The organism is Nocardia sp. NPDC058640 (assembly GCF_042716995.1).
Lineage (GTDB): Bacteria > Actinomycetota > Actinomycetes > Mycobacteriales > Mycobacteriaceae > Nocardia.
In genome coordinates this window covers 112,927-125,484 of sequence record NZ_JBHXRG010000006.1, presented here as the reverse complement: position 1 = coordinate 125,484, position 12,558 = coordinate 112,927, and the positions used below count along the sequence as shown (strand labels likewise).

Below are 12,558 nucleotides of genomic sequence, written 5' to 3'. Positions count from 1 at the left end.
GTTGTTATGGCTGACAGGACTCAACGCTCGATCCTCATCGACGCACCTTCACGGGAAGTGATGGCCGTCATCGCGGATCTGGAGTCCTACCCCGAGTGGGTGGCCGCCGCGAAGTCTGTCGAGGTCCTCGACCGTGACGCGCAGGGCCGCGCCGCCAAGGCCCGTTTCGTGCTGGACGCGGGCGTGGTCAAGGACACCTACGTGCTGTCGTACACCTGGCGCGCGGACGGCATGGCGGTGAGCTGGGAACTGCTCACCGGCGACCTGCAGAAGGCCCAGGACGGCAGCTACGAACTGTTCGATCGACCCGGCGGCACCGAGGTGGTCTACGAACTCACCGTCGACCTGAACATCCCGATGATCGGCATGTTCAAGCGCAAGGCCGAGAAGGTCATCACCGATACCGCGTTGAACGAACTGAAGAAGCGGGTCGAAGGCTGAACGCCCCGGGCGGAACCCGCGTCGAATTGTTCGTCGGCAAGGGCGGTGTCGGGAAGACCACGCTGGCCTGCGCGACGAGCATGACCTATGCCCGCTCCGGCCAGCGCGTGCTGATCGCGTCGCTGGACCAGGCGCATTCGCTGGGTGACGCACTGGGTTTCCGTATCGCCCACGACCCCGGCACGGTCGCGGGCGTGGTCGGGGTCGCGCCCGGCATCGAAGCGATCGAGATCGACTCACTCGCCCTGCTGGAAGACCGTTTCCGCGATGTGGTGGCAATGCTGGCCAAGGGCGGCAACCACGACCACGGCATCGACCTGGCCGCGCTGGACCCCGCCGAGCTGACCGGTCTGCCCGGCGTGCAGGAACTGTTGATGCTGGTCGAAATCGCCCAGTACGCCGAGGAAAACGACTGGGACGTCATCGTGGTGGACTGCCCGCCCTCGGCCGACATGCTGCGCATCGTCACCGCCCCCGACACGATGCTGAACTATCTGGAACGCCTGTGGCCCAAGCACGCCCGCACGATGAGCGCGATCAGCCTGGACCTGCGCAAAGCGGTCCTGGCGGCGGCGGTCGAACGGATCGTGGTCGCGGTGACGCAGGTGCGTGACCTGCTGGCCGACCGCACCCGCACCAGCGCCCGCCTGATCACCGGCCCCGAACAGGTCGCCGTCGCCGAGGCCCGCCGGGTCCGTTCCGCGGCCGCGCTGCTCGGCCTTCGGATGAACGCGGTGGTGGTGAACAAGGTGCTGGCCGCGGTGCCGCCGCCCGGCGACAACGCCCACCCGGCCGTGCACTGGTACCTCAATCGGCGCGCCGAACAGTTGGAAGTCGTTGCCCGGCTGCACGAACAACTCACCGACGTCCCGATCTTGATCGCGGCGCACGCGGGCGCCGAACCGGTGGGTGTGCATTCGCTGTCGGCGTTCTCCTTTTCGCTCGACACGCTGCCCGCCCAGCACGCTGCAGGTGCGGAAACCGGTGAACCGATGGTTCGATGGGAGTCCGGCTCCGGTGTCGACTCCGTGTACGCGATGCGGATGCGGCTGCCGGTGGTCGATCCCGGCACCTTGCGGCTGGGCCGAGTGGAGGACGATCTGATCGTGGGAGCCGACGGGGTACGCACCCGCGTGCGCCTGGCACCGGTGCTGCGCCGCTGCACGGTGGCGGGCGCCGAACTCGATACCGGTCATCTCGTGGTCCGCTTCCGGCCCGATCCGCGGGTGTGGCCCGCCGATCCGAACTACACGAAGGCCACCGCAGATGAGCAGTGACTCCCAATCCGATCGCCGCGGGCCCAACCCCGACGGCTTCGCCGAGTTCACCGAGGAAATGCGGTTACTCGCCGAAGTCCTGCTGGCGCGCGTGGAACCGATGCTGCGCCGCACCGCCGCCGACGGCCAACCCGACCTGGGCGGCTGCGCCTGGTGCCCGGTCTGCGCCGCCGCCGCCCTGGTCCGCGGCGACCACCACGACGTCATCGCCGCCCTGGCCGAACACGGCACCTCCATGGTGACGGTGCTGCGCGAAGCCCTGGCCGGCATTCCGGTGGAACCGGTGTTGCCGCCGGAGTGGGCGGATCACGCTGCGGGACACCCTGATTCGAACCCAGCCGCACCGTTCGCCGCTACCGCCCAGGACGACCAGACCGCCTCGAACCGAGCACACCAGCACCACACCGCCGCGCCCACCGACGCCGCCGGTCACCCACGGTGGGCCACCGCCGACCATGCCCAGTCAGCACCCCCGCGCCCCCGCCGAGTAGACGGCCACGCCGCCCCCCGCCCGACCCGCGCACCCTCCACCCCGCACATCACTCCCGAGCCGACCGAAGCCGCCGACGATCGATCGACCCCCACCCGCGCGCCACGCTCGCAATATGTCGACATTCCGGTGACGATCCGGGGATGACGCAGCGGACCGACCCGGCCCACCTGCTCACCGTCGGCATCGATGTGGGTGGCACCAACATTCGCGCGTCGGTGGTCGACGCGCAGGGCGAGGTGCTCGACACCGTGCAGGCGCCCACCCCGCATTCGGCGCGCGCGCTCGAGGACGCGATCGACCGTTCGGTGCGCGAGCTGGCCCGACGGCATCCGATCGCGGCGGTGGGGCTGGCCGTGGCCGGGTTCATCTCCACCGATCAGTCCACGGTGCTGTTCGCCCCGCACCTGCCCTGGCAGAACGCCCCTGTCGCCCAACGTCTTTCCGCGCGTCTGGGCCTGCCGGTGATCCTGGAACACGACGCGAACGCCGCGGGCTGGGCCGAATACCGGTTCGGCGCCGCGGCGGGCGGGCACATCGTGATGCTCGTGGCGATCGGCACCGGCATCGGCGCCGCGCTGCTCATCGACGGCAAGCTGTACCGCGGCAGTCACGGCATCGCCCCCGAACTCGGCCACCTGCAGGTCGTGCCCGACGGCCGCGCCTGCCCGTGCGGCAAACACGGCTGCTGGGAGCGCTACTGCAGCGGAACGGCCTTGGCCGACACCGCCATCGAACTGCTGGCCACCGACCCCGTGCGGTCGGTGCTGGCCCGCGACGTGATCGCGGACCCCGGCTCCCTCACCGGCCGCCGAGTCGCGGGCGCCGCGCAAGACGGCGACCCCCTCGCGGTTCGCGTCATGGCCGACTTCGCCCGCTGGCTGGGTCTGGGCCTGGCGTTCGTCAGCGACCTGTTCGATCCCGATCTGATCGTGATCGCGGGAGGCGTGAGCAGTTCGGCCCCGCTGTTCCTCGACGAGGCCCGCGAGCACTACGCCGCCGCGGTCACCGGCGCGGGCCACCGCCCGCTGGCCCGCCTGCGCACCACCCAACTGGGCGAGGCCGCGGGCATGATCGGCGCGGCGGAATTGGCCAGGGCGGCGGTCGATGCCCTGGTGGCGGGTCGCGCGGGGAGATGAGCGTCACAGCCATGCGCGTCGGCTACCAGCCTGGGTTGGTTGTGACCTGTAACCACCGGTAAAGTCGGTATTCGACCAGGCACTACCCGTCATCCGGTCCCGGAGAAAGGACGCCATGTTCTACTGGCTACTCAAGTACGTTCTCGTGGGACCGTTCATGCACGTGTACAACCGGCCCGAGGTCGAAGGCGTCGAGAACATTCCGACCTCCGGCCCCGCGATCATGGCCGGCAATCACCTGTCTTTCTCCGACTGGCTGTTCGCCCCCCTGCTGAGCCCGCGCCGGATCAACTACCTGGCCAAGGCCGAGTACTTCACCACCCCCGGTTTCAAGGGCCGCCTGCAGAAGTTCTTCTTCAGCGGCACCGGCCAGTACCCGATCGACCGCAGCGGCGCCTCGGCTGCGGAGGACGCGCTCAACGCGGCCACCAAGCTCCTGGACGAGGGCCGCCTGGTCGGCCTGTACCCCGAGGGCACCCGCTCCCCCGACGGTCGCCTGTACAAGGGCAAGACCGGCATGGCGCGCCTGGCGCTGGAGACCGGCGTGCCGGTGATCCCGGTCGCGGTGATCGGCACCGACAAGGTGTCCCCGCCCGGACCGTTCAAGTGGCGTCGCCAGAAGGTCACCCTGAAATTCGGTGCGCCGCTTGACTTCTCGCGGTACGAAGGCATGAGCGGCAACCGTTTCGTCGAGCGTGCTGTCACCGACGAGGTGATGTACGAGCTGATGCGCCTGACCGGCCAGGAATACGTCGACGTGTACGCCCACAGCCTCAAGAAGGGCGTGGCCCCCACCGACCGTCAGCTCGACGCGACCCGCATCCCCGACACCGCCGCCAGCTGAAACCCGCTGTCCCCCTGAGATAAGTTGCCCGGACAGGCGCGCCCGCTGTTGGTAGCGTCTGCGGGCAGAGACCGACCGGTGGGTGGACAACCGGTCGGCGTCGGGGGACAGCGAGGGTCACATGGTCGGCGAATCCGAGGGCGGTCGGGTCATGCCGTTCGTTCGACGGTCTCGCGAGGGCAATCCGCCCACCGGCCGCGTTGTCCGCGGTGCTCGCCTGGCCGCTGTTCCGGTCGCGTACGCCGGTCGACGCCTGGCGGGCATCGGCAGACGCGTCGCGGGCCGCGACCCCGGCGAGGTGGACCGCGACATCCGCGTCCGCACCGCCGAACATCTGTTCCAGGTACTGGGCGAACTCAAAGGCTGCGTCGCGAAATTGGGCCAGTTCCTCGGCCTGCTCGAAATGGGCTTGGCCCCCGACCTCGCCGAACCGTTCCGCCAAGCCCTTGCCCGACTTCACGATTCGGTCCCGGCGATGCTGCCCGGCGCGGTCCACGCCGAACTGTCCACCCACCTCGGCCAGGACTGGCGCGCACTGTTCACCGAGTTCGACGACCGCGCCTGCGCCGCCGCCTCGGTCGGCCAGGTGCACCGCGCTCGCTGGCACGACGGCACCCAGGTCGCGGTCAAGATCATGTACCCCGGCGCCCGCGCGGCCGTCCTGGCCGACCTGCAAGCCCTACGCCGGGCCACTCCCCTGTTCACCGCACTGCTCCCCGGCGCTGACACCCGCCCGGTCGTCGAGGCCCTGTGCACCGAGATCCGCGACGAACTCGACTACGCCCGCGAGGCCGACAACCAGCGCGCCTTCGCCACCGCCTTCGCCGACGACCCCGAGATCGTGGTCGGCCGGGTGATCGCGCAACGCGGCGACATCCTGATCACCGAATGGCTCGACGGAATCCCCCTGTCCCAGTTGATCATCGGCGGCAACGCCGAAGAACTCGACCGCCTCGGCGTGCTGATTCTGCGGTTCCTGTTCTCGGCCCCCGCGCGCGCCGCCCTGGTCTACGGTGACCCCCACCCCGGCAATTTCCAACGCATGCCCGACGGCCGCCTCGGCGTGGTCGATTTCGGTGCCTGCACCCCGTGGCCGCCCGCGTTCCTGGACGTCGTCGGTGACGTAGGCGCCGCCGTCATCGCCGATTCCCCGGCCGACCTGGAAGCCGCCATGCGCCGCCACGGCTTCGTCGCCCCCGACCGCGACCTGGACATCGCCACCGTCGCACAGCGCTTACAACCGGTCCGCGAAGCCCTGCTGGCCACCACCTACCCGCTGTCGGCGGGTTGGCTGCGCGAACAGGTCCGCCTGATCACCGACCTGCGCCTGACCAATGTCCTGCGCCAACTGACCATGCCGCCCAGCCACACCCCCATCCTGCGTTCCTTCCTCGGCGGCGTAGCCATCCTGTGCCAACTGCACGCCACGGTCCCCCTGCGCGCCGAATGCACCCGCTGGTATCCCGAGACGGCCAAGGCCGCGGGCCTGTAGTTCGACGTTCACGCACTGTTGCCGCGCGCACGACCGCCCGTTCCCCTCGGTGGCGCACCGTAAGTCGTATGGCTGTCCCGAATTTCGCGATGTCTCGGCGCACGCTGCTGCGCGCAACCGCTCTCGGCGTGGTGACCACCCCCGCCCTCGTTGCCTGCGGCGACGACGGCCCCGGCCTGGTGCGGGCTCGTCCCACGCTGACTCACGGTGTGGCAGTGGGTGATCCGCGCAGCGACGGCGCGCTGATCTGGGCGCGCTCGGACAAGCCCGCGACACTGGTAGTGGAAACCTCGGCCACCGAAAAGTTCAGCGACGTCAAACGTTTCACCGGCCCGTTGCTCACCCCCGCCTCCGACGGCACGGGCCGCGTGCGCGTAAACGGTTTACCCGCAGGACAACTCGTGCACTACCGCGTGCGCCTCGATGGTGAAGACGGCGCGAGCTCGGAAACCCTCACCGGCGTGTTCCGCACCGCCCCGACGGCCCCTTCGGACATCTCGCTGCTGTGGTCCGGCGACGTCGCGGGCCAGGGTTTCGGCATCAACCCGGACCTGGGCGGCATGAAGGTGTTCTCCACCATGGCCGCCCGCGACCCGCACCTGTTCCTGCACTCCGGCGACTGCATCTACGCCGACAACGCTCTCAAAGAGACAGTCACCCTGCCGGACGGCCGGATCTGGAAAAACATCACCGCCGAGGCCAAGAACGCGCCCGCGGAGACCCTGGACCAGTTCCGCGGCAACTACGCCTACAACCTCAGCGACGACAATTACCGCCGCTTCAACGCCTCGGTCGCCCAGATCGTGCAGTGGGACGATCACGAGACCACCAACAACTGGTCCCCCGGCGGCACGGTGGCCGCGGACAAGAACTACGCCGAGCGCAGCATGGACACCCTCGCCGCGCGGTCCTGGCAGGCGTTCCACGAGTGGATGCCGTTGGAGCCCACAGAAGCTGCGGACGGACGCCTGTACCGCAAGATCTCGTACGGGCCGCTGCTAGACGTGTTCGTACTCGACATGCGCGCCTACAAGGACGCCAACACCGCCAACACCGGCCCCCAGGGGCAAACGATGGGCGCCGCCCAGACCAAGTGGCTCACCGACGGCCTGCGCGACTCCAAGGCCACCTGGAAGATCGTCGCCGCCGACCTGCCCCTGGGTGTGGTCGTCCCCGACGACAAGACCGCCTTCGAAGGCCCCGCCAACGCCGCCCCCGGCGCACCCTCGGGCCGCGAAACCGAGATCGCGCAGATCCTGTCGTCGATCAAGGCCAACAAGGTCAGCGACGTCGTCTGGCTCACCGCCGACGTGCACTACACCGCCGCGCACCACTACTCCCCCGCCCGCGCGGCCTTCACCGATTTCGACGAGTTCTGGGAGTTCGTCTCGGGCCCACTCAACGCGGGCGCGTTCGGCCCCAACCCCCTCGATCCCACCTTCGGACCCGAAGCGGCCTATGTCCACGCACCGCCGACGCCCAACACCTCCCCCATGGACCCGGAGTACCAACACTTCGGCGAAGTGAAAATCGACGGCCGCTCCGGAGAAATGACCGTCAACTTGTGCGATGCGACAGGAAAAGTCCTGTTCAGCAAGCTACTCGCGCCCACACGGAAATAGGTGGGAAGTACTGTGCGCAAGAACCGCGCGGCTATGGTTAGCTATGCGGTCATGGGCACGCCGCATACCGTTACCTCCGAAGAATATCTCCCCACCGACACCGCGGATGTCGTTCGCACCGTGCGGGATTCGCGCGATCGGTCGGAACGGTTGACGGTGCGCGGCGGTGAACAGACCGAAGAGTCCTTCGGCATGACCGACCAGCGCGGGGTGCTGTCGCTGCGCAAGATGAACTCGGTCCTCGACATCAACCTGGGCCGACGCACCGTGCGCGTGCAGGCGGGCGCGAAACTGTCCGAGATCGACCGACGCCTGGGCGCGCACGCGCTGGGTCTGCCCGTGGTCGGCGACCACCGCGACATCACCGCGGGCGGTTTCGCCTCCGTCGGCGGCGTGAGCACCGCCTCGCACCGCTACGGCATGTTCATCGACCAGATCGTCGACCTCGAGTACGTGGACCCCGACGGCCGCATCGGCACCTGCGGACGCGGCCACCACACCGAACGCTTCCATCGCATCCTGGGCGCGGGCGGGCGCGCGGGCATCATCACCGCCCTGACCCTGGACGTGGTCGACGTCGACAAAGACCACACCATGCTCACCACCGCCGCGGACCGGTTCCTGGACTTCGACTCCTTCGTCGAACACGCCACCACCGAGATCACCAACCCCGGCAGCGCCGCCCTGCAGGTCGGCCGCTGGGTCGACACGGCCCCGCTGAAGGTGGCACGTCCCGTGGGCACCGGCCAGGTGACCCTGGGCGCGGTCCGCTTCGGCCAGTGGTCGAGCCTGTACCCCACCGCCCCCACCCGCGGCCTGCGCGCCCGTCGTGAGGTCGGCACCCGCACCCGGAAGTCGTTGGGCGCCATCGCTTCCGCCGCCGGTGGTCGCGCCGGTATGCCCGTGCGCAACGCCGCCGCGGGCGCGCTGATGTTCGCGCCGAAGGTACTGACCATGCGCGACGCGGAGTACCTGGCCGACACCGTCATCAACTCCTCCGAGCGCGGCCCCGCCTACCGCGTCGGCGTGTTCGCCCCCCTGGCCAACTACGGTTCGGTGTTCTACGGCCTGCACGACCTGTTCTCGGCGCACCGCGAACGCTCGGGCTGCTTCACCGTCATCTCCGCGATGACCTACGGCGTGCGCTCGGAATACCTGCGCGCCGAAGCCGCCGCGCGCGGCCTCGCCCCCGCCGACTACGGCCTGATCACCTTCACCTGCCGCCTTCGCCCGTCGGCCCTGCCTTCGGAACAGCTGCGCGAGATCGTGTCCGGCATCGACGACATCTGCCGCTCGGAACAGGCGCTGCGCTACAGCGTGTAAGAGCAAGCCAATAAGGAAGGCCCCCACCGGATTCGGTGGGGGCCTTCCTTATCGCTTGTCGCTCAGTGCTTTTCAGCACCCAGGTAGTACTCGAACACCAGCCCGGCCGACGCGGCCAGCACCAGCACCACGCCCAGACCGATCAACCAGAACTGGAAGAACGCCAGGCCCAGCGCCGTCACCGCGCCCGCACCCGCGAGGGTGATGGGCCAGAAGCTACCGGGCGAGAAGAAGCCCAGTTCACCGGCGCCGTCGACGATCTCGGCCTCTTCGTAGTCCTCGGGCCGCAGGTCGATGCGACGCGCGACGAACCGGAAGTAGGTGCCGATGATCAGCGACAGGCCCGCGGTCAGCACGATCGCGGTGGTGCCTGCCCACTCGATACCGGTGCGCGACTGGGCGGTGAAGAACCCGTAGACGATGCCTACCAGGATGAAGAACGCCGTGAGCAGTTCGAAGATCCGCGCTTCGATCCTCATATCAGAATCCTCACTTGCTCTCGTTCACCGAAGCGCTCTTGGCATCGCGCTTGGTGTTGAAGGGGTACGTGGAGGTGGCCACCGGCGACTCGCCGATCGAGGCCAGGGCCTCACCGTTGGTCATGCCGGACTCACGTGCCTTGATGTACTGGGCGAACTTCTCCGGCGAGACCGCACGGACCTCGAAGTTCATCATCGAGTGGTACGTGCCGCACATTTCGGCGCAGCGCCCGACGAACGCGCCTTCCTTCTCGATCTTCGAGATCTGGAAGACGTTGTCGGAGTGGTTTTCCTTCGGGTTCGGCATCACGTCGCGCTTGAACAGGAACTCCGGCACCCAGAAGGCGTGGATCACGTCCGCGGCGGCGAGCTGGAACTCGATGCGCTTGCCGGTGGGCAGCACCAGCACCGGAATCTCTTCGCTGGAGCCGAACGTCTCGACCTTGTCGTAGTGCAGGTACGAGAGGATGTCGTTGGCCGGCTTGCCGTGCAACGGACCCGGCTGCGGGTGACCCTTGTCGTTCTTCAGCTCACGGTATTCGGCGAGCTGCTCTTCGTTCAGCAGCTCTTTCTCGGTGTCGATGCCGTTCCAGGTGAGACCGCCCACGTTGTTGACGTTGCGGTAGCCGAACTTCCAGTTCCACTGGAAGGCGGTCACGTCGACGGTGACATCGGGGTTGTCGGTCTTCTCGTGCACGTAGTTCTGCACGACCACGGTGAAGTAGAACAGCACCGCGATGATCACGAACGGAATCGCCGTGTAGGTCAATTCCATCGACACGTTGTAGCCGGTCTGCCGCGGGAACTCCGGGGAGTTCTTGCGCTTGCGGTGGAAGATGACCGTCCAGAAGGTCAGGCCCCACACCAGCACGCCCATCACGAGCGCGGCCAGCACCGACCAGGTCCACAGCTCACGCATCCGGGCCGCCTCGGGGGTGATACCCGATGGCCAGCCGAACCGCAGCCAAACATTGTCGATCGAGCAGCCCGAGACGAGCACCGCGGTGATCCCCAAGGACACCGCCAGCCCAGCCCGCCGAAGGATCCGGCCCTGCCGACCCGCTACGGGTCGTGCCCCGATCTCTTCGCTCGCCTTGTGCGCCACGCTCACGCCTTCCTGGTCGCCACACATTCGGAACACACTGCGCCGGTCCGGGCGGCGATTCGCCCGTTCCGACACCTCTTCAAAGCAATTTCAGGTCGCCTCGAGTATTGCCGCTGTGACGCACGCACACCTGAGAAGGACCTGAGTACTACGCAGCGTAGACCAAAGCGGGCACTGTCTTGTCGCGGGGTCACTTTCGACACTCCGCCGTGACCGCGTCCGCCATCGCGACCTGCGGTTTGCCCCCGATCTGTCGCGCGCGCACCGCACGTGACCGGGCGCACGCGGCGTGTCGGGCAGGTGTGCGGCATACTCGGACACAGCGTTTCGGCCCATTCTGTGGCCACTCATCATCGAACGAGAGAAGGTTGCCGACACCGTGTGCGGACTGCTCGGATTCCTGACAGCTGATACGGCGACGACCGAGGTGGTCGATCAGGTGTACGACGCGCTGCACTGCCAGCGGCACCGTGGCCCCGACGAGAAGGGCACCTGGCACGACGAGCACATGATCTTCGGGTTCAACCGCCTGTCGATCATCGATATCGAACACTCGCACCAGCCGCTGCGCTGGGGCCCCGCGGACAACCCGCAGCGGTACGCGATGACGTTCAACGGCGAGATCTACAACTATCTCGAACTGCGTGAGCAGTTGGCCGCCGAGCACGCGTCGCAGTTCCCCGACGGCCAGATGTTCGCCACCGAAGGTGACGGCGAGGCCATCGTGGCGGCGTTCCATTACTGGGGCCCGGAATCGGTGCGGAAGTTGCGCGGCATGTTCGCGTTCGCGATCTGGGATACCGAGACGTCGCAGCTGTTCCTGGCGCGCGATCCGTTCGGCATCAAGCCGCTGTTCATCGCGACCGGCCCCGGTGGCACCGCGTTCGCCAGCGAGAAGAAGAGCCTGCTGGATCTGCTGGGCCCGCTCGGGGTGTCCGACGAGCTGGATCCGCGCGCGCTCGAGCACTACACGGTGCTGCAGTACGTGCCGGAGCCGGAATCCCTGCACAAGAGCATCCGCCGCCTGGAATCGGGCACTTACGCCACGGTCGGCGTCGGCCAGGAGCCGGTGGCCACCCGCTACTTCCGCCCCGACTTCCGGGTTCGCCCGTTCACCGAGGGTTCGGAGAAGGCCCGCTACGCCGAGATCGCCGCGGCGCTGGAAGACTCGGTCGCCAAGCACATGCGCGCCGATGTGACCGTGGGTTCCTTCCTGTCCGGCGGCATCGACTCCACCGCCATCGCGGCGTTGGCCATGCGCCACAACCCGAAGCTGATCACCTTCACCACCGGGTTCGAGCGCGAGGGCTACTCCGAGGTCGACGTGGCCGCCGAGAGCGCCGCGCTGATCGGCGCCCGGCACATCGTCAAGGTGGTCTCCCCCGCCGAGTTCGCCGCCGCGATCCCCGAAATCGTCTGGTACCTCGACGATCCCGTCGCCGACCCAGCCCTGGTCCCGCTGTACTTCGTGGCCAAGGAAGCCCGCAAGCACGTCAAGGTGGTGCTGTCGGGCGAGGGCGCCGACGAGCTGTTCGGCGGCTACACCATCTACAAGGAACCGTTGTCGCTCAAGCCTTTCGAGTACCTGCCCGCCGGTGCGCGCAAGCTGCTCGGCAGGCTCGGCGACAAGATGCCCGACGGCAAGCGCGGCAAGTCCCTGCTGCAGCGTGGTTCACTGTCGCTGGAAGACCGCTACTACGGCAACGCCCGCAGCTTCAACGACGCCCAGTTGCGTTCGGTGCTGCGCGACTTCCGCCCCGAGTGGACCCACCAGGACGTCACCGCCCCCATCTACGCCCAGTCCACCGGCTGGGACCCGGTCGCCCGCATGCAACACCTGGACCTGTTCACCTGGCTGCGCGGCGACATCCTGGTCAAGGCCGACAAGATGACCATGGCCAACTCCCTGGAACTGCGTGTCCCGTTCCTCGACAACGAGGTCATGCGCGTAGCCGAAGGCATCCCCTTCGACCAGAAGATCACCAAGGAAACCTCCAAGTACGCGCTACGCCAGGCCCTGGACGGCATCGTCCCCGACCACGTCCTCAACCGCGCCAAGCTCGGCTTCCCGGTCCCCCTGCGCCACTGGCTGCGCGGCACCGAACTCTACGACTGGGCCGAAACCCAGATCGCCGAGTCCCAAACCGACCACCTCCTGAACAAGCCGGCCATCCTCCAAATGCTGCGCGACCACAAAGCCGGCGTCTCCGACCACAGCCGCCGCCTGTGGACCCTGCTGGTCTTCATGGTCTGGCACGGCATCTTCGTGGAGGACCGAATCAAGCCCGAAATCCAAGAACCGGTCTACCCGGTCTCCCTCTAAACGCGCGAAAACCCCCCAGGACC

At 67.9% G+C, this 12,558-nt stretch carries 11 protein-coding genes; 9 read left to right on the top strand and 2 right to left on the bottom strand.

What is annotated here, in order from left to right; translation table 11 throughout:
• The first annotated feature begins 6 nt into the window (after positions 1-6).
• The 8 genes from ACFWU5_RS11060 (at position 7) to ACFWU5_RS11025 (ending at position 8,628) form a co-directional block, all read left to right on the top strand.
• A complete protein-coding gene (locus tag ACFWU5_RS11060) occupies positions 7-441 on the top strand; it encodes an SRPBCC family protein (protein WP_379244136.1) in 435 nt (144 codons plus the stop codon).
• A 26-nt stretch (positions 442-467) separates the two neighbouring features.
• Positions 468-1,718, top strand: a complete 1,251-nt coding sequence (locus tag ACFWU5_RS11055) for an ArsA family ATPase (RefSeq protein WP_379267002.1) — start codon at positions 468-470, stop codon at positions 1,716-1,718.
• Positions 1,708-2,355 carry a hypothetical protein gene (locus tag ACFWU5_RS11050; protein ID WP_379267001.1) on the top strand — a complete coding sequence of 216 codons (648 nt, stop codon included), beginning with the start codon at positions 1,708-1,710 and terminating at the stop codon, positions 2,353-2,355. The genes ACFWU5_RS11055 and ACFWU5_RS11050 overlap by 11 nt, the downstream gene beginning before the upstream one ends.
• Complete coding sequence (locus ACFWU5_RS11045; protein ID WP_379267000.1) at positions 2,352-3,347, top strand: ROK family protein; 996 nt, start codon at positions 2,352-2,354, stop codon at positions 3,345-3,347. Before ACFWU5_RS11050 ends, ACFWU5_RS11045 begins: the two co-directional genes overlap by 4 nt.
• 115 nt (positions 3,348-3,462) lie before the next feature.
• Positions 3,463-4,191, top strand: a complete 729-nt coding sequence (locus ACFWU5_RS11040; RefSeq protein ID WP_379244128.1) for a lysophospholipid acyltransferase family protein — start codon at positions 3,463-3,465, stop codon at positions 4,189-4,191.
• Positions 4,192-4,312: 121 nt separating this feature from the next.
• Complete coding sequence (locus tag ACFWU5_RS11035; protein ID WP_379266999.1) at positions 4,313-5,683, top strand: ABC1 kinase family protein; 1,371 nt, start codon at positions 4,313-4,315, stop codon at positions 5,681-5,683.
• Positions 5,684-5,751: 68 nt separating this feature from the next.
• Positions 5,752-7,305, top strand: a complete 1,554-nt coding sequence (locus tag ACFWU5_RS11030; RefSeq protein ID WP_379266998.1) for an alkaline phosphatase D family protein — start codon at positions 5,752-5,754, stop codon at positions 7,303-7,305.
• Positions 7,306-7,356: 51 nt separating this feature from the next.
• Positions 7,357-8,628, top strand: coding sequence for an FAD-dependent oxidoreductase (locus tag ACFWU5_RS11025; RefSeq protein ID WP_379244122.1), 1,272 nt, complete (start codon positions 7,357-7,359; stop codon positions 8,626-8,628).
• Between the two features lie 62 nt (positions 8,629-8,690).
• On the opposite strand, the gene ACFWU5_RS11020 is transcribed toward ACFWU5_RS11025, so the two are convergent.
• Both ACFWU5_RS11020 and ACFWU5_RS11015 read right to left on the bottom strand, forming a co-directional pair.
• Positions 8,691-9,107 (bottom strand): cytochrome c oxidase subunit 4, encoded by a 417-nt coding sequence (locus ACFWU5_RS11020; protein ID WP_379244120.1) that lies wholly within the window; start codon positions 9,105-9,107, stop codon positions 8,691-8,693.
• A 10-nt stretch (positions 9,108-9,117) separates the two neighbouring features.
• On the bottom strand, positions 9,118-10,239 hold the full coding sequence (locus tag ACFWU5_RS11015) for a cytochrome c oxidase subunit II (RefSeq protein ID WP_379266997.1): 1,122 nt from the start codon (positions 10,237-10,239) through the stop codon (positions 9,118-9,120).
• 352 nt (positions 10,240-10,591) lie between these two features.
• Here ACFWU5_RS11015 and asnB point away from each other — a divergent pair, with 352 nt between their 5' ends.
• Complete coding sequence (gene asnB / locus ACFWU5_RS11010) at positions 10,592-12,535, top strand: asparagine synthase (glutamine-hydrolyzing) (protein WP_379266995.1); 1,944 nt, start codon at positions 10,592-10,594, stop codon at positions 12,533-12,535.
• Positions 12,536-12,558: the final 23 nt, after the last annotated feature.